The organism is Stenotrophomonas sp. Marseille-Q5258, assembly GCF_946900935.1.
Lineage (GTDB): Bacteria > Pseudomonadota > Gammaproteobacteria > Xanthomonadales > Xanthomonadaceae > Stenotrophomonas > Stenotrophomonas nematodicola.
In genome coordinates this window covers 87,916-103,789 of record NZ_CAMPPN010000017.1, presented here as the reverse complement: position 1 = coordinate 103,789, position 15,874 = coordinate 87,916, and the positions used below count along the sequence as shown (strand labels likewise).

17 protein-coding genes are annotated in these 15,874 nt (G+C 67.3%); 11 read left to right on the top strand and 6 right to left on the bottom strand.

Features of this window, described 5'->3' with window-relative positions; all coding sequences use genetic code 11:
- The first annotated feature begins 95 nt into the window (after nucleotides 1-95).
- Nucleotides 96-743 carry a response regulator gene (locus OC534_RS13040; protein ID WP_136005850.1) on the top strand — a complete coding sequence of 216 codons (648 nt, stop codon included), beginning with the start codon at nucleotides 96-98 and terminating at the stop codon, nucleotides 741-743.
- A gap of 51 nt (nucleotides 744-794) precedes the next feature.
- Here OC534_RS13040 and OC534_RS13035 read toward each other — a convergent pair whose 3' ends face one another.
- The 5 genes from OC534_RS13035 to zwf form a co-directional block, all read right to left on the bottom strand.
- The gene (locus OC534_RS13035) at nucleotides 795-1,454 is read right to left on the bottom strand and encodes a bifunctional 4-hydroxy-2-oxoglutarate aldolase/2-dehydro-3-deoxy-phosphogluconate aldolase (RefSeq protein ID WP_136005853.1); all 660 of its coding nucleotides are present in this window, start codon (nucleotides 1,452-1,454) and stop codon (nucleotides 795-797) included.
- A gap of 236 nt (nucleotides 1,455-1,690) precedes the next feature.
- The gene (gene edd, locus OC534_RS13030) at nucleotides 1,691-3,607 is read right to left on the bottom strand and encodes a phosphogluconate dehydratase (RefSeq protein ID WP_017355958.1); all 1,917 of its coding nucleotides are present in this window, start codon (nucleotides 3,605-3,607) and stop codon (nucleotides 1,691-1,693) included.
- 46 nt (nucleotides 3,608-3,653) lie between these two features.
- Nucleotides 3,654-4,367 (bottom strand): 6-phosphogluconolactonase, encoded by a 714-nt coding sequence (pgl, locus tag OC534_RS13025; protein WP_026070759.1) that lies wholly within the window; start codon nucleotides 4,365-4,367, stop codon nucleotides 3,654-3,656.
- A gap of 5 nt (nucleotides 4,368-4,372) precedes the next feature.
- On the bottom strand, nucleotides 4,373-5,380 hold the full coding sequence (gene glk / locus OC534_RS13020; protein WP_017355960.1) for a glucokinase: 1,008 nt from the start codon (nucleotides 5,378-5,380) through the stop codon (nucleotides 4,373-4,375).
- On the bottom strand, nucleotides 5,377-6,813 hold the full coding sequence (gene zwf, locus OC534_RS13015; protein ID WP_017355961.1) for a glucose-6-phosphate dehydrogenase: 1,437 nt from the start codon (nucleotides 6,811-6,813) through the stop codon (nucleotides 5,377-5,379). The genes glk and zwf overlap by 4 nt, the downstream gene beginning before the upstream one ends.
- A gap of 353 nt (nucleotides 6,814-7,166) precedes the next feature.
- Here zwf and ugpC point away from each other — a divergent pair, with 353 nt between their 5' ends.
- Nucleotides 7,167-8,261, top strand: a complete 1,095-nt coding sequence (gene ugpC, locus OC534_RS13010) for a sn-glycerol-3-phosphate ABC transporter ATP-binding protein UgpC (RefSeq protein ID WP_136005857.1) — start codon at nucleotides 7,167-7,169, stop codon at nucleotides 8,259-8,261.
- Nucleotides 8,262-8,359: 98 nt separating this feature from the next.
- Here ugpC and OC534_RS13005 read toward each other — a convergent pair whose 3' ends face one another.
- Nucleotides 8,360-9,223, bottom strand: coding sequence for a folate-binding protein (locus tag OC534_RS13005; RefSeq protein ID WP_262071953.1), 864 nt, complete (start codon nucleotides 9,221-9,223; stop codon nucleotides 8,360-8,362).
- Between the two features lie 39 nt (nucleotides 9,224-9,262).
- On the opposite strand from OC534_RS13005, the gene OC534_RS13000 reads away from it, so the two are divergent.
- The 9 genes from OC534_RS13000 (at nucleotide 9,263) to lolD (ending at nucleotide 15,824) form a co-directional block, all read left to right on the top strand.
- Complete coding sequence (locus OC534_RS13000) at nucleotides 9,263-9,436, top strand: DUF1674 domain-containing protein (protein ID WP_082316384.1); 174 nt, start codon at nucleotides 9,263-9,265, stop codon at nucleotides 9,434-9,436.
- A gap of 56 nt (nucleotides 9,437-9,492) precedes the next feature.
- Nucleotides 9,493-9,885: a succinate dehydrogenase, cytochrome b556 subunit gene (gene sdhC, locus OC534_RS12995; protein WP_017355964.1), complete on the top strand. Its 393-nt coding sequence runs from the start codon at nucleotides 9,493-9,495 to the stop codon at nucleotides 9,883-9,885.
- Complete coding sequence (gene sdhD, locus OC534_RS12990; RefSeq protein ID WP_136005859.1) at nucleotides 9,882-10,268, top strand: succinate dehydrogenase, hydrophobic membrane anchor protein; 387 nt, start codon at nucleotides 9,882-9,884, stop codon at nucleotides 10,266-10,268. Before sdhC ends, sdhD begins: the two co-directional genes overlap by 4 nt.
- Before the next feature lie 31 nt (nucleotides 10,269-10,299).
- On the top strand, nucleotides 10,300-12,090 hold the full coding sequence (sdhA, locus tag OC534_RS12985; protein WP_017355966.1) for a succinate dehydrogenase flavoprotein subunit: 1,791 nt from the start codon (nucleotides 10,300-10,302) through the stop codon (nucleotides 12,088-12,090).
- A gap of 163 nt (nucleotides 12,091-12,253) precedes the next feature.
- On the top strand, nucleotides 12,254-13,039 hold the full coding sequence (locus OC534_RS12980) for a succinate dehydrogenase iron-sulfur subunit (protein ID WP_017355967.1): 786 nt from the start codon (nucleotides 12,254-12,256) through the stop codon (nucleotides 13,037-13,039).
- Between the two features lie 150 nt (nucleotides 13,040-13,189).
- Nucleotides 13,190-13,438, top strand: coding sequence for a succinate dehydrogenase assembly factor 2 (locus OC534_RS12975; protein WP_017355968.1), 249 nt, complete (start codon nucleotides 13,190-13,192; stop codon nucleotides 13,436-13,438).
- Nucleotides 13,389-13,838, top strand: coding sequence for a hypothetical protein (locus tag OC534_RS12970; RefSeq protein WP_316044083.1), 450 nt, complete (start codon nucleotides 13,389-13,391; stop codon nucleotides 13,836-13,838). Before OC534_RS12975 ends, OC534_RS12970 begins: the two co-directional genes overlap by 50 nt.
- A gap of 23 nt (nucleotides 13,839-13,861) precedes the next feature.
- Nucleotides 13,862-15,103 (top strand): lipoprotein-releasing ABC transporter permease subunit, encoded by a 1,242-nt coding sequence (locus tag OC534_RS12965; protein WP_017355970.1) that lies wholly within the window; start codon nucleotides 13,862-13,864, stop codon nucleotides 15,101-15,103.
- Nucleotides 15,096-15,824: a lipoprotein-releasing ABC transporter ATP-binding protein LolD gene (gene lolD, locus OC534_RS12960; RefSeq protein WP_017355971.1), complete on the top strand. Its 729-nt coding sequence runs from the start codon at nucleotides 15,096-15,098 to the stop codon at nucleotides 15,822-15,824. The genes OC534_RS12965 and lolD overlap by 8 nt, the downstream gene beginning before the upstream one ends.
- The last annotated feature ends 50 nt before the right edge of the window (nucleotides 15,825-15,874 follow it).

The following is a 15,874-nucleotide window of genomic DNA, read 5'->3' as shown; positions in this document are numbered from 1 at the left end:
ACCAGAATGGACGATGCAATGCGTGTTCATTCTTGTGATCGTCGTGTCCCGCCGTTAGGCTGGCCCCCGTTAGCAGCGTTTGAAGAGGTACGTGCATGACGATTCGAGTGTATCTGGTGGACGATCATGCGCTGGTGCGTACCGGCATGAAGATGATCCTCTCCAACGAGACCGACATGGACGTGGTCGGCGAGGCCGAGTCCGGCGAGGACGCGCTGCCGGAAATCCGTCAATTGCGTCCGGACGTGGTGCTGTGTGATCTGCACCTGCCTGGCGTCAGCGGCATGGAAGTCACCGAGCGCGTGGTCCGTGGCGATCACGGAACGCGGGTGGTGATCGTGTCGGTGCTGGAAGACGGCCCCATGCCCAAGCGGCTGCTTGAAGCCGGCGCGTCCGGGTACATCGGCAAGGCCTGCGATGCGCAGGAACTGCTGCGTGCCGTACGCGACGCCGCGCTGGGCCGCCGTTACCTGGGCAGCAGCATCGCCCAGAACCTGGCGCTCTCGAACGTGGAAGGCAGCCACTCGCCGTTCGATGCGCTGTCGCCGCGCGAACTGGAAGTGGCCCTGCTGCTGACCCAGGGCCTGCGCCAGGAGGACATTGCCAAGCGTCTGAGCCTCAGTGCCAAGACCGTCAATACGCACAAGGCGCGCCTGTTCGAAAAGATGGGCATCAGCGACAACATCGCCCTGGCACGCATGGCCAGCCAGTACGGCCTGGTGGACCCGGCGCGACCGATGTAATCCGCGCCGGTGTCGTCGGCGGCAGCGGGGCGATGCCCGGCCGCCGTTGCCTCACCTGGCGCGGACGCGCGCCACGATCTTCGCCGCCTGGGCCGCGCTCTCGCGCACCTTGTCCCAGTCGCCGTTGTCGATCCAGTTGCCCGGCACCATCCACGAGCCGCCGATGCAGACCACGTTCTTCTGCTCCAGATACTCTGCGGCGGTGGTTTCGGTGATGCCGCCGGTCGGGCAGAGCTTCAGGTCCGGAATCGGACCGGCCAGGCCCTTGATCATCGCCAGGCCGCCCACCGCCGAGGCCGGGAACAGCTTGCAGACGCGGAAGCCGCGTGCATACAGCGCCAGCATTTCGGTCGGCGAGGCCGCTCCCGGCACCACCGGCAACGGTGCCGCGGCAAGCGCATCGGCCATAGGCGCCGGCGTTCCCGGCGTCACCAGGAAATCCGCGCCGGCATCGATCGACTGCTGCATCTGCTCCACGGTCAACACCGTGCCCGCGCCCACCACCACGTCCGGCAGCTCGCGTTTGAGCATCGCCAGTGCCTCCATCGCAATCGGCGTGCGCAGCGTCAGCTCGATCGCCGGCAGGCCGCCTTCCAGCAGCGCCGCACTGACCGCGCGTGCCTGGTCCAGGGTGTGCACGGTGACGACGGGCAGGATGCCGGCGGCGTGGAGGAGGGATTCAGCGCGTTTCTGGTGTTCGGCAATGCTCATGAAAATGTCTTCCTGTTGATCGGGTCGACCAGGTGTTGGCCGGAGATCCCAAAGGCCGGCCAGAGGCCGGCGCTACCGAATTGGCCGACGCCAACAAAGCGCCGCACTGTGTCGTGAGGCGGTTGGTGAATCGCGTAACGGTCGCGAATCAGCCAGTGAGGCGCCGCCATCTGTCGAGAGGTGGCGGGTTCACGGCGTGTCCCGGAAACCCCACCGCCGCGCTCGGCGATAAACCGTCAGGCGTCCTTGGCCTCATGCGGCGCAAGCGCTGCCTCGGCGTCGTGCCCCAGCTCGTACTCCGCGTCGTAGTTCCAGATGTCGCCGTCGGCGGCAGCCGGCCCACACGAGATCGAAATCGCGCCCTGGTCGGCCGGTCCCACCAGGCGGCGGTTCATCGCGAACAGATTGCGGCCCAGATCGTGCGCTGCCGGTGCCGTGTTCGGCGCCAGCGTGCGCGCCGCCCATTCGGCCGGATCAACCAGTACGTCCAGCGTGCCTGCCTCGCCATCCATCCGGATGATGTCGCCTTCGCGCACGCGCGCCAGCGGACCGCCGCGCGATGCCTCCGGCGTCATGTGGATCGCCGCCGGGAATTTGCCCGACGCGCCGGACAGACGGCCGTCGGTCACCAGCGCCACGCGCCGGCCCTGGTTCTGCAGCAGGCCCAGCAAGGGCGCCAGCGAGTGCAGCTCCGGCATGCCGTTCGCACGCGGACCCTGGTAGCGCACCACCGCCACGAAATCATGCGGCAGCATCCCGGCCGCGTGCAGCTTGTTCAGCACCTGCGGCGCATCCACCACCACCGCCGGCGCCTCGATCGTGCGGTACTGCGGCTTCACCGCCGACAGCTTGATCAGCGAACGCCCCAGATTGCCGCGCAGCAGGCGCAGGCCACCCTGTGCCTCGAACGGGTCGGCCACCCCGCGCACCACCTCGGTGTCGGCGCTCTCGGTGATGCCATCGATCCAGGTCAGCGCGCCGTCGCGCAGGGCCGGCTCCTGCCCGTACTGGCGCATCCCGCCGACCGCCACCGTGTCCAGGTCCGCATGCATCAGCCCCGCATCCATCAGCTCGCGGAACACGAACGCCGTGCCGCCAGCCGCCGCGAAGCGGTTCACGTCCGCTTCGCCGTTCGGATAGACCCGCGCCAGCAACGGAATCAGCTGCGACAGCTGGTCCATGTCGTCCCAGGTCAGCACGATCCCGGCGGCACGTGCCACGGCGATCCAGTGGATCGTGTGGTTGGTCGAGCCACCGGTCGCCATCAGCGTCACGATGGCATTGACGATCGCGCGCTCGTCGATCAGGCGGCCCAGCGGACGGAAGTCGTCGCCCAGCGCACTGATCTCCAGCGCACGCGCGCCCGCATGACGGGTCAGTGCATCGCGCAGCGGCGTATCCGGATTGACGAACGACGCACCGGGCAACTGCACGCCCATTGCTTCCAGCAGCGTCTGATTGGAATTGGCCGTGCCGTAGAACGTGCAGGTGCCTGCGCCGTGATAGGACGCCGCTTCCACTTCCAGCAGCTCCTCGCGGGTTGCCTGGCCGGCCGCGTAGCGCTCGCGGACTTCGGCCTTCTGCTTGTTCGGAATGCCCGGCGTCATCGGCCCGGCCGGCAGGAAGATCGCCGGCAGATGGCCGAAGGCCAGCGCGCCAATCAGCAGGCCCGGCACGATCTTGTCGCAGACACCGAGGTACACGGTGGCATCGAACATGTCGTGGCTCAGCCCGATCGCGGTCGACTGTGCGATCACATCACGCGAGAACAGCGACAGTTCCATGCCGCCGCGGCCCTGGGTGACGCCATCGCACATCGCCGGCACACCACCGGCCACCTGTGCAGTGGCGCCGAGCTCGCGGGCGGTGTCGCGCAGGATGTCCGGATAACGCTCGAACGGCTGGTGCGCCGACAGCATGTCGTTGTAGGCGGTGATGATGCCCAGGTTCGGCGTCACCCCGCCGCGCAGGCGGCTCTTGTCGGTGGGGCCGCAGGCCGCGAAGCCGTGGGCGAGGTTGCCGCAGCTCAGGCGCGAACGGAACGGACCGTCGCGCAGCGCGGCGTCGATGCCGGCCAGGTAGGCGGCGCGCGAGGCGGCGCTGCGCTGGACGATGCGTTCGGTGATGGCATGGAGTTTGGGATGCAGGCTCATTGGCTACCGGCTATGAGAAGGCGAACGGAATACCACCGGGGCGAGGTCAGTCGCACCAGTGCACGCGCAGCTTGGTGCCGCCGATGTCGATCGCGTTGAGAATGGGATAGAGGTGCGGATTGTTGCTGTCCAGCGCCTGGCGCAGCACGTCCAGCTTCTGCTTGCCGCGCAGCAGCAGCAGACGCTGCCGGCTCTGGCCGAGCCCGTGCGGGGTCAGGGTGATGCGCAGTGGCCACTGGTTGGCGCCCGGGCAGCCGGTGGCATCCAGCGCCGCATAGGGCAGGGTGCTGTCCACGGCGCGGGCCAGGTCGCGGGAACCGGGGAACAGCGAGGCGGTGTGGCCGTCGTTGCCCATCCCCAGCACGCTAAGACACGGCCGCTGGCTGTGCTGCGCCTGCAGGTTGGCGGTGTACACGCATTCGGCCAGCGGCTTGCCCACCCGCACCAGCGGATCGAAATGGGCGCCTTCGGCACGCGTGAGGAAGCTCTCGCGCACCAGCCAGGCATTGCTGTCGCGGTCCTGCGGGGACAGCCAGCGCTCATCGACCAGGCTGACCTCGACGCGATCCCAGTGCACGTCCAGCTCGGCCAGTGCCTGGTAGACCGGCGCTGGCGTGGTCCCGCCGGACAGCAGCATGCGCGCACGGCCGAACGCGGTGATCTCCTGGTTGAGGAGCTGGGCCATCTCTGCGGCCACGGCCTCGATCCAGGCGTCGGCGTCGCCGTGGCGGATCAGGGTGAAACGGTCCTGCGTGTCCAGCGCGGTCATGCGGCAGCTCCCTGCAGATCGCGCTCGGCGTCTGCGGCGTAGGCGGCGGCGCCGAGCAGGCCGGCGTGCGGGTGCATCACCGCCAGCGACGGCACCCGGGCCATGATCGAGGAGAAGCGTCCCTTGTGCTCGAAACGCTGGCGGAAACCGGAGTGCTGCAGTGAGTCCAGCATCTTCGGCACCAGCCCGCCGGTCAGGAACACGCCGTCCCACGCGCCCTGGATCAACACCAGGTCGCCGGCGATGGCGCCGAACACGGCGCAGAACACGTCCACAGTACGCATTGCCTGCGGATCGCCATGCAACGCGCGCGCGGTGACGTCCACCGGTTGCAGCTGACCGGGGTCGATGTCGGCCATCTCGCACACGGCGCGATGGATGTTGACCAGTCCCGGCCCGCAGATCAGGCGCTCGTTGGAGACGCGGCCGAACTGTTCGGAGAGGATTTCCAGGATGCGGATTTCTTCGGGCGTGCCCGGCGGGAAGCTGACATGGCCACCTTCGGTTTCCAGCGGATAGCAGCGGCCGTGGCGCAGGATCAACCCGCCCACGCCGAGCCCGGTGCCCGGGCCGATCACCGCATAGTTGCGCGGCTGGCCGGGCTTGCCCGGCACCCATGCGGCGCCACCGACCTGGACCACGTCCTGCGGCTGCAGCAGCGAGATCGCCATCGCCTGGGCGGCGAAGTCGTTGATCAGGTGCAGTTCGTCGAAGCCGAGCATGTGGGCGGTACGCGCACGCGAGATCACCCACGGATGATTGGTGATGCGCGCCTCATCGCCATCCACGCGGCCGGCCACGGCGAACACGCCGCGGCGCGCCTCGGCGCCGATCTGGTCCAGATAGTGGCGCGCCGCATCGCCGAGCGACGGGAAATCGGCGACCACGAACTCGCGGATGCTGTCCTGCTGCAGCGGCGCGGCCTGCGCCGTGTCGGCCAGCGCGAAACGGGCATTGGTGCCCCCGATATCGGCGACCAGCACCGGTTGTGACGCCCCGCTCATGCGCGATCCTTGCCGGCATCGGCGTCCACGTCGGCAGGCAGGAAGCCGATTGCCTCCTCCGGGCCCCACTGGCCGGCGGGGTAGGGCTGCAGCGGCAGGGCCGCGGCTTTCCAGGCATCGCTGACGCTGTCGATCCAGGCCCAGGCGGCGCGCACTTCATCGTCGCGCACGAACAGCGCGTGGTTGCCGTTGAAGGCGTCCAGGAACAGCCGTTCGTAGGCGATGCGGCGGTGCAGGCCCGTGGGTACCGACAGCTCCAGCTCCAGCGGGTGCAGTTCCAGCGCGCCCCATTCCGGGCCGGCCAGGCTGCTCATCAGGCCGAGCTCGATGTTCTCCTGCGGCTGCAGCTGGAAGGTAATGCGGTTGGGCGTGGCATTGCCGCGGTCCGGACGCTCGAACAGCCAGTGCGTGACCGGCTTGAGCGTGACCACCACGCGGGTGGTGCGCTCGGCCAGGCGCTTGCCGGTGACCAGGTGGAACGGCACCCCGGACCAGCGCCAGTTGTCGATGTGCGCGGTGACCCCGGCAAAGGTTTCCACGTCGCTGCCTTCCGGCGGCTGGTAGGCCTGCGCGGGCTGGCCGTTGATGGTGCCGGCGGTGTAGCGGCCGCGGACGCTGTCGCGCGCGGCGTGCGTGGCATCCAGGGGGCGCAGGGAGCGCAGCACTTTGACTTTCTCGTCGCGGATGCGGTCGGCTTCCAGCGACGCCGGCGGCTCCATCGCCACCAGGCAGAGCAGCTGCAGAATGTGGCTCTGGACCATGTCGCGCAGCGCACCGGAGCGGGCGTAATACGCATCGCGGCCGTCCACGCCCTCGCTCTCGGCCACCAGGATGTGCACCGACTCGATGTAATTGCGGTTCCAGACCGCTTCCAGCAGCGTGTTGCCGAAGCGCAGCGCGATCAGGTTCTGCACTGCTGCCTTGCCCAGGTAGTGGTCCAGGCGGAACACGCGGTCTTCGTCGATCCACTGGCCGATGGTGGAGATGATCTCCTCGGCGCTGGCGCTATCGCTGCCGATCGGCTTCTCGAGCATCAGCCGGTGCGGCGCCGCCAGCGCGCCGCCCAGGGCCAGGCCTTCGCAGGTGGAGATGTACAGGCCCGGCGGGATCGCCAGGTAGCTCACGCAGCGGCGGTTGACCAGATCGCGCACCGAGTCGGCGACGGACTGTGGGTCGCGCAGGTCCACCGAACGGTAGTCGATGCGCTGCAGCAGCGACTGGATGTCCTCCTGGCTGGCCATCGGCATGGCCTGCTGCAGGCGCGGCCGCAGGATTTCGCGGAAGGCCTCGGTGTCGTGCGGCGACAGCGCCAGCGCACGGACCTTGAAGTCTTCGGGGAGCAGGCCGTCGCCGAGCAGTCGCAGCAGCGAGGGGAACAGATAACGCTGGGCCAGATCGCCTGTGGCGCCAAACAGGAAGAGGGTGTCGTGCATCGCTCGAGTTTCAGATCCGGGTGACATCGTTGTCAATCGCTTCTCGTCTATGTTCTCGGGGGTACGGGTGGGTACGTTGACCGCATGTTGCGATCGCGGCATCGTCCACCCGACGGGCCTGGCGTGACGGCCTGACGACCCGGCGCGCAGGGGAGGAAACCGCCCCGCTGGCGCCGACGTCGTTGCCGACCATCGGATAGTGCCACGTGAAAACGTTTACATGGCAGAATGCGCAGACTGTATTCGATTGCAGTGGTCGCCGTCATGCGGCACCACGCCATCGACCTGCCATCGGGAGGGCCGAGGGCAGTTCCGCATAACAGCCCGGAGTCCGGGCGGACTGGAATGGTGATATGGCAAAAGTGCAGTTGCAGGGGGTTCGCAAGGTCTACGACAACGGTCAGGTGGCCGTGCAGGGCGCGACCTTCGAGGTGGCCGATGGCGAACTGATGGTGCTGGTCGGGCCGTCCGGCTGCGGCAAGTCGACCTTGCTGCGCATGGTCGCCGGGCTGGAGGAGATCAGCGGCGGTACGCTGACCATCGGCGACCGCGTGGTCAACGATGTGGCGCCGAAGGATCGCGATATCGCAATGGTGTTCCAGAGCTATGCGTTGTATCCGCATATGACCGTGGCCGAGAACCTCGCCTTCGGCCTGAAGCTGCGCGGTCACGACAAGGCCACGATCAGCAGGCGGGTCAACGAGGCGGCGCAGACGCTGGGCCTGACCGAGATGCTCGACAAGCTGCCCAAGGCGATGTCCGGCGGCCAGCGCCAGCGCGTTGCGCTGGGTCGCGCGCTGGTGCGCGAGCCGGCGGTGTTCCTGCTGGACGAGCCGCTCTCCAATCTGGATGCCAAGCTGCGTCACAGTGTGCGTACCGAGATCGCGCAGCTGCATCGCAAGCTGGGCACGACGATGATCTACGTCACCCACGACCAGGTGGAAGCGATGACGCTGGGCCAGCGCATCGTGGTGCTCAAGGACGGCATCATCCAGCAGATCGATACGCCGATGGCGCTCTACGACCGCCCGGCCAACCTGTTTGTGGCCGGCTTCCTGGGCAGCCCGGCGATGAACGTGCTGCGTGGCACCCTGCAGCGCAATGACCGCGGCGTGGTCGTGCAGGAGGCGGCGCTGACCGCACCGCTGGGCCAGGCGTCAGTCGATGCGGGCTGGATCGGCCGGACCATCGCCGTGGGCGTGCGTCCGGAGCATCTGCAGCCGGCCGCGGCCGAGGATGCGACGGGCTTCGAGGCGACCATCGACGGCATCGAGCCGGTGGGCAACGAGATCTTCGTGAACATGACCAGTGGCGGCCAGCCGTTGGTGATGCGCGTGGCGCCGCAGGCCCTGCCGCAGGTCGGTGAGTCGATCCGCGTGGCGATCCAGCCGAAGGGGCTGCACTTCTTCGATGCGGAGACCGGCGAGCGGTTGAACCACGACGCCTGAGGCCTCAGGTGGGCGGACCAAGGGTCCGCACCCACCCCGCCTTGGCCGGTCAGCAGCACGGATGCCGGGGACGCCGGCCGAGGGCCGGGTCCACGCACTTACCGCGCCAGGCCGTCCAGCAGGGGCAGCGAGGCCGCTTCCACGCCGCCGATCTCCAGCGGATCGCTGGCGATCTCCAGCGGCAGCACTGCCAGCGCCAGGTCGCCAGCCACGCTGACCACGGTGCCGATCGCCGCGCCATTCTGCTGGACCTGCGCGCCGCTGGTGATGCCGGCGCCCACCCGCAGCAGCTGCAGCGCCCGCTTGGCCTTGCCGAGGAAATGCGTGCGCGCCACGATTTCCTGGCCGGGATAGCAGCCCTTCTTGACGCTGTAGCCGTTCAGTCGATCCAGGCCCAGCTGCTGCGGCGTCCACTGTTCGCGTTGATCGACGTCCAGGCGCGGCACGCCGTAGCGCAGATCGGCCTGGCGCCAGGCGAGCGCGAATGCCGGGTCATCGGCCAGCACCGTGTCGTCCAGGGCGGCGATGCGCAGTGTCCGGGGCAGGGCATCGCTGCCCACATCCAGTTCGAGCGTCTCGCCGAGCACCGCGATGGCGGCGCCGGAGGCGGCTTCCGGCGCAGTGAAGCTGCCGGCCACGCCCAGATCGGTACGCACCGTCAGTTTCACCTTGCGGCGGAACACGAAGCGCTGCAACTGCGACGCAATCGCATCGGCATCGCCGTCGGCGAGCACCAGCACCACCTGCGTCTGGTCCAGGCGGATCAGCTGAAACACAGCAATGGTGCGGCCTTTGGCGCTCAGCCAGGCGCTCCACTGCCAATGCCGCAGGGGCAGGGCAGTGACGTCGCTGGCGAACTGGGCATGCGCGAATGCGGCCGCATCGGGGCCTTCCAGGCTGAGCAGCTGGTGACCGGAGAGGGCCGGATATCCGACGAAAGCAGGGGGCAGGTTGTCAGGCACGTGAACGGGGTCTAAAATTTGTGCGTTGCGAGACCACCCATGATAGGCCAAACAACCCCCACTCCAGAATCCGACTCCCCAGCCCCGCAGGTCGAGCAGAAGCAGCCGCTTCCCGAGACCCCCGCGGTGCCCGTGGAGATTGGTGGCCGCGGCGGACTTGATCCGGTGCGGTATGGAGACTGGGAGAAAAACGGACGCTGCATCGATTTTTGATCAGCATTGAGCCAACGCGGCATTGCGCCGCCCAGCCGAGACAACGAGCCCAGCGAATGGCCGCCAGAGAACGTCCCCTTTCCCCGCACCTTCAGGTGTATCGCTGGCAGATTCAGATGGCCACCTCGATCCTGCATCGAGCCACCGGCATCTTTCTGTCTGTTGGAGCCCTGATCATTGCGGGCGGCCTGCTCGCCCTGATGATGGGCCCTGAATCCTGGAACTGCTTCACCGGCCATGCCGGCAGCTGGTACGGCAAGCTGTTCCTGTTCGCATGGACGTGGTCCTTTGCCTACCACCTGTGCAATGGCATCCGCCACATCGTGCAGGACTTCGCGATCGGCTTCTCCATTCCCGCCTTTGTGCGCAGCAGTTGGGTCTCGGTCTTCGCCAGCCTGGTGATCACCGCGCTGGTCTGGGCCTATGTGTTCGCCGGAGCCACCGCATGAACAAGTTCCGTACCCCGCTGAAGAACGTGCGTGGCCTTGGCGCTGCCAAGACCGGCACCGAGCATTTCGTGATGCAGCGCCTGACCGCCACCGCGCTGGTCGGCCTGACCATCTGGTTCCTGGTGTTCGTGCTGAGCCTGATCGGCGCCGATTACGTGACCGCCACCGAAGCGGTGTCCAAGCCGTGGAACGCGGTCCTGCTGGTCGGCTTCCTGGTCGCGATGTTCTGGCACGCCCAGCTCGGCCTGCAGGTCGTGCTGGAAGACTACATCCACAACTCGCTGCTGGCCCTGGCGCTGCAGACCACGGTGAAGTTCATCGCCGTGCTCGGCGCGATCGTCAGTGTTTTTGCGGTCGCCCGCATTGCGCTCGGCGTTGCCTGAGTCCAGGCACCAAGACAGGAATCCAGATTAGATGTCCGCTTACAAGATTACGGAACACAAGTACGACATGGTCGTGGTCGGCGCCGGCGGTGCCGGTCTGCGCGCCACGTTCGGTCTTGCCGCCAAGGGCCTGCAGACCGTCTGCCTGACCAAGGTCTTCCCGACCCGCTCGCACACCGTGGCCGCGCAGGGCGGTATTTCCGCCGCGCTGGGCAACATGGGCGAGGACGACTGGCGCTACCACTTCTTCGACACCATCAAGGGCTCGGATTGGCTGGGTGACCAGGACGCCATCGAGTACATGTGCCGCGAAGCGATTCCGGCCATCATCGAACTGGAACACTACGGTGTGCCGTTCAGCCGTACCGAAGAGGGCAAGATCTACCAGCGCCCGTTCGGTGGCATGACCACCAAGTACGGCGAAGGCCCGTCCGCGCAGCGCACCTGCGCCGCGGCCGACCGCACCGGGCACGCCATGCTGCACACGCTGTACCAGCAGTCGCTGGCGCACAACGCGCGCTTCATGATCGAGTACTTCGCGCTCGACCTGATCTTCGATGAGGAAGGTGTGTGCCGCGGCGTGCTTGCCCTGGACATGGCCGACGGCTCGCTGCACCTGTTCCGCGCCCACGGCGTGGTGCTGGCCACCGGCGGTTACGGCCGCGCGTATTTCAGCGCCACCTCGGCCCACACCTGCACCGGCGACGGCGGCGGTCTGGTCATGCGCGCCGGCCTGCCGATGCAGGACATGGAGTTCGTGCAGTTCCACCCGACCGGCATCTACGGCGCGGGCTGCCTGATCACCGAAGGCGTGCGTGGCGAAGGCGGCATCCTGCGCAACAGCAACGGTGAGCGCTTCATGGAGCGCTACGCACCGCACTACAAGGACCTGGCCTCGCGCGACGTGGTGTCGCGTTCGATGACCATCGAAATCCGCGAAGGCCGCGGCGTCGGCGAGCACAAGGACCACATCCTGCTCGACCTGACCCACCTCGGCCCGGGCGTGATCGACGACAAGCTGCCGGGCATCGCCGAAAGCGCGCGCATCTTCGCCGGCGTCGACGTGCACAAGCAGCCGATTCCGGTCATCCCGACCGTGCACTACAACATGGGTGGCATCCCGACCAACTACCACGGCGAAGTCGTGCGCAAGGTCGGCGACAACCCCGATGCCGTGGTGCCGGGCCTGTACGCCATCGGCGAAGCAGCCTGCGTGTCGGTGCACGGTGCCAACCGCCTGGGCTCCAACTCGCTGCTGGATCTGGTGGTGTTCGGGCGTGCGGTGGCCAACCGCTGCGCCGATACCATCAAGCCGGGCCAGTCGCACAAGACCCTGCCGTCGGACGCCTGCGACAAGGCGCTCGGCCTGCTGGACAAGCTGCGCTACGCCAACGGCGACACCCCGACCTCGGTCATCCGCGACCGCATGCAGCGCACCATGCAGAACGACGCGGCGGTGTTCCGTACCAGCAAGACCCTGCAGGAAGGCTGCGGCAAGATGGCCGAGATCTTTGACTCCTTCCAGGACGTCAAGGTCTCCGACCGTTCGCTGGTGTGGAACTCCGACCTGATCGAAACCTACGAGCTGAACAACCTGCTGCTCAACGCGGTGGCGACGATCAACTCGGCCGAACAGCGCAAGGAAAGCCGCGGCGCGCACGCGCATGAAGACTATCCGGACCGCGACGACGTCAACTGGCAGAAGCACACGCTGGTCAGCGTCGACGAGAAGGGCAAGTGCGAGTTCGACTACCGTCCGGTCCACATGTACACGCTGAGCAAGGACGTGGACGTGGTCCCGCCCAAGCCGCGCGTCTACTAAGCGACCTTCGGCATGACCTCCGGCCACGCAGTGCCTGCCACTTCCTCCGCCCACACGGGTGGGGTGGTGCGCGCGCTGCGGGCCGGCGGTGTCGACTTCCTCATCTTCCGTGCTAGCCGCGCCTGCATCGCAGCGCGAGCCGCCTGAGCCAACGAGAACAGCCATGGCCGAGTTTTCCCTCCCCAAGAATTCCAAGATCGGAAAGGGCAAGCACTTCCCCGCCAAGAGCGGCGCGAAGAACACCCGTACGTTCAAGATCTACCGCTGGAATCCCGACGACGACAGCAACCCGCGTACCGATACCTACGAGATCGATCTGGACGCGTGCGGCCCGATGGTTCTGGACGCGCTGATCAAGATCAAGAACGAGATCGATCCGACCCTGACCTTCCGTCGTTCGTGCCGCGAGGGCATCTGCGGTTCGTGCGCGATGAACATCGATGGCACCAACACGCTGGCCTGCACCCGCGCCATCGCTGACTGCGGCAAGGCCGAAGTGCCGATCTACCCGCTGCCGCACATGAGCGTGGTCAAGGATCTGGTGCCGGACCTGACCCACTTCTACGCGCAGTACGCGTCGATCAAGCCGTGGATCCGCACCCAGACCCCGCCGCCGCCGGATCGCGAGCGCCTGCAGTCGCCGGAAGACCGCAAGAAGCTGGACGGGCTGTACGAGTGTATTCTGTGCGCCTGCTGCTCGACCAGCTGCCCGAGCTACTGGTGGAACGGTGAGCGTTACCTGGGCCCGGCGATCCTCCTGCAGGCCTACCGCTGGATCGTCGATTCGCGCGACGAGGACACCGGGGCGCGTCTGGACGACCTGGAAGATCCGTTCAAGCTGTACCGCTGCCACACCATCATGAACTGCGCCCGGACCTGCCCGAAGGGCCTGAACCCGGCCTTGGCCATCGCCGAGATCAAGAAGCTCATGATGGCGCGCCGCGCCTGACGTAGCGCCGGGCTCAGCCCGCGGCTCTGTAGCGCCGGGCTCTGCCCGCGGCTCCGTAGCGCCGGGCTCTGCCCGGCTGAACCGAAAAGGTAAAGCCGAGCCATGCTCGGCTTTACCGTTTAAGGCCTTGCCGTTCAAGGAGCCACACCGATGGATGAAGCAACCCTGCTGAAAAAGCTGCGCTGGCGCTGCCGCCGTGGCATGCGTGAGCTGGACCAGCTGTTCGAGCGTTACCTTGACCGCGAATGGGCCGGTGCGCCGACTGCAGAGCGCGAGGTTTTCCTGTTCCTGCTGGAATGCGAGGACGATAGGCTGTGGCGGTGGTTCATGGGCTACGAGGAGTGCCCCCATGCCGAGCCGGCCGCGCTCATCGCCAGGATCCGCGCCCTGCCGGCTTGAATGGCGGCCCTCGCGCAGGCAATGCCGCGTGCAGGTCCTGCTGGCGATGCTCGTGCCCTGGGCGCTGTCGATGAGCGATCTGCCGTCGCCGCACTGGCAGTGGGTGGCCGGGACGGTCGTGATGGCGTCCCTTGTCGAAGCGGCAGGTCAGGTCCGTCGGCGTACCCGGCACCTGCTTGTTCCGCCTGGCGAGGCGGCCGTCATGGTGGACGGCAGGCCGGTCGAGGCCTTCGTGGTGCGGTTCCGGGGACCGCTGGTCCAGCTTCGCTGGCGGCAGGGGGGGCGCCGGCACGCACTGCTGTTCTGGCCCGATACCCTGTCGGCGGCGCAGCGACGTGAACTGCGACTGGCCGTCGGCAACCGCTGCATTTCCCGTTCACGTCGCGCAATGGCACCATAGCCTGAATTGTCCGGCACACCTGCATGTTCAAACCCATACCTGTCGCAATCGGCCTGCGTTACCTGCGCGCCAAACGTCGCAACGGCTTCATCTCCTTCATCTCGATGGCGTCCATCCTTGGCATCGCGCTGGGCGTGACCGTGCTGATCACCACCCTGGCGGTGATGAGCGGCTTCCAGAAGGAGATCCGCGACCGCCTGCTGCAGATGTCCGCGCATACCACCATCACCAGCGACGGCGCGCCGATGGCCGACTGGCAGCGGTCGGTGGATCTGGCCATGAAGGACCCGCGTGTGGCCGGTGCCGCGCCGTACATCGAGATCCAGGCCATGCTGAGCGGTCCACGCGTGCAGGGCGCGATCGTGCAGGGCATCGACCCGGCGCTGGAGCCCACGGTCTCGGTCATCAATCAGAAGCTCAAGCGCGGCAGCTACGACAGCCTGACCCCCGGCAGCTACAACCTGCTGCTGGGCAGTGAACTGGCCATCTGGCTCGGCGTGGATGTCGGAGACACCGTGGTAGTGACGCTGGCCGAAGTGCAGGGCACGCCGATGGGCGCGATGCCGCGGCTGAAGCGCTTCACCGTCAGCGGCATCTTCGAGGCCGGCTACAACGAGATCGACCGCGGCGTGGCCTACGCCAACATGAGCGACCTGGAGCGTGTCCTGCGCATCGATGGCGCGACCGGCGTGCGCCTGAAGCTGCACGACATGGACAAGGCGCTGGATGTCGGCCTGGATCTGGCGCATGCGCTGCACGGGGCCTACCGGGTCAGCGACTGGACCCAGCAGAACGCCAACCTGTACCACTCGCTGCGCATGGAAAAAGTGGTGATGGGCATCCTGCTGTCGCTGATCATCGCGATGGGGGCCTTCAACCTGGTGTCCTCGCAGGTGATGCTGGTCACCGACAAGCAGGCCGACATCGCGATCCTGCGCACGCTTGGCCTGACCCCGGGCGGGGTGATGCAGGTCTTCATGGTGCAGGGCTCGCTGATCGGCATCTTCGGTACCGTGATGGGCGTGATCGGCGGCATCACCCTGACCTTGAATCTCGAACGCATCCTCGGTGCGATCGAGACGGTGTTCAACGTCAAGCTGCTGCCCGAGGACGTCTACTACATCACCGGCCTGCCCACCGACATGCAGGCGCCGGACATCATCATCATCACGGTGGTCGCACTGGTCATGAGCTTCCTGGCGACGTTGTATCCCGCGTGGCGCGCTGCCCGCACCCAGCCGGCGGAGGCCCTGCGTTATGAATGATGTGATCGGGCATGACGTGAGCGTCCGCGGCCAGGAAGTGCTCCGCGCCGAGCGCCTGGGCAAGACCTATTCCGAAGGGCGCATGCAGACCCCGGTCTTCGATGGCCTGGACCTGAGCGTCAACACCGGCGAGACGGTCGCGATCATCGGCGCCTCCGGTGCCGGCAAGAGCACCCTGCTGCATCTGCTTGGTGGCCTGGACCTGCCCACGGCGGGCGAGGTGCTGGTGGCTGGCGTGCGCATGTCGCAGCTCTCCGATGCAGCGCGCGGCAGCCTGCGCAACCGCACGCTGGGCTTCGTGTACCAGTTCCATCACCTGCTGCCCGAATTCACCGCGTTGGAGAACGTGATGATGCCGGTGCTGCTGGGCGGTGCGGACGTGGCCGATGCACAGGCGCGCGCCCGTTCGCTGCTGGAGTCGGTCGGCCTGGGCCACCGCCTGGAGCACAAGCCCAGCGAGCTGTCCGGTGGCGAGCGCCAGCGCGCCGCCGTGGCCCGCGCGCTGGTCAACCGGCCGGCCTGCGTGCTGGGCGACGAGCCCACCGGCAACCTGGACGACAAGACCGCCGCGACCGTGTTCGACCTGATGCTGGAGCTCAACCGCGCCCACCACACCAGTCTGGTGCTGGTGACCCACGACCGCAGCCTGGCACGCAAGCTGGACCGCGTGCTGGAACTGCGCGAAGGTCGCCTGCACGCCTTGTCGCACGACCAGGTCTGAGCACCCCGTCCAGGCGCTGAACTGCCGGCGGGCTGCATGCGCCGGCATCA

Excerpts from the sequence above, each read along its gene's own strand:
- OC534_RS13040 (WP_136005850.1), top strand. The coding sequence starts at position 96 with ATGACGATTCGAGTGTATCTGGTGGACGATCATGCGCTGGTGCGTACC.
- OC534_RS13035 (WP_136005853.1), bottom strand. The coding sequence starts at position 1,454 with ATGAGCATTGCCGAACACCAGAAACGCGCTGAATCCCTCCTCCACGCC.
- edd (WP_017355958.1), bottom strand. The coding sequence starts at position 3,607 with ATGAGCCTGCATCCCAAACTCCATGCCATCACCGAACGCATCGTCCAG.
- glk (WP_017355960.1), bottom strand. The coding sequence starts at position 5,380 with ATGAGCGGGGCGTCACAACCGGTGCTGGTCGCCGATATCGGGGGCACC.
- zwf (WP_017355961.1), bottom strand. The coding sequence starts at position 6,813 with ATGCACGACACCCTCTTCCTGTTTGGCGCCACAGGCGATCTGGCCCAG.
- ugpC (WP_136005857.1), top strand. The coding sequence starts at position 7,167 with ATGGCAAAAGTGCAGTTGCAGGGGGTTCGCAAGGTCTACGACAACGGT.
- OC534_RS13000 (WP_082316384.1), top strand. The coding sequence starts at position 9,263 with ATGATAGGCCAAACAACCCCCACTCCAGAATCCGACTCCCCAGCCCCG.
- sdhC (WP_017355964.1), top strand. The coding sequence starts at position 9,493 with ATGGCCGCCAGAGAACGTCCCCTTTCCCCGCACCTTCAGGTGTATCGC.
- sdhD (WP_136005859.1), top strand. The coding sequence starts at position 9,882 with ATGAACAAGTTCCGTACCCCGCTGAAGAACGTGCGTGGCCTTGGCGCT.
- sdhA (WP_017355966.1), top strand. The coding sequence starts at position 10,300 with ATGTCCGCTTACAAGATTACGGAACACAAGTACGACATGGTCGTGGTC.
- OC534_RS12980 (WP_017355967.1), top strand. The coding sequence starts at position 12,254 with ATGGCCGAGTTTTCCCTCCCCAAGAATTCCAAGATCGGAAAGGGCAAG.
- OC534_RS12975 (WP_017355968.1), top strand. The coding sequence starts at position 13,190 with ATGGATGAAGCAACCCTGCTGAAAAAGCTGCGCTGGCGCTGCCGCCGT.
- OC534_RS12970 (WP_316044083.1), top strand. The coding sequence starts at position 13,389 with ATGCCGAGCCGGCCGCGCTCATCGCCAGGATCCGCGCCCTGCCGGCTT.
- OC534_RS12965 (WP_017355970.1), top strand. The coding sequence starts at position 13,862 with ATGTTCAAACCCATACCTGTCGCAATCGGCCTGCGTTACCTGCGCGCC.
- lolD (WP_017355971.1), top strand. The coding sequence starts at position 15,096 with ATGAATGATGTGATCGGGCATGACGTGAGCGTCCGCGGCCAGGAAGTG.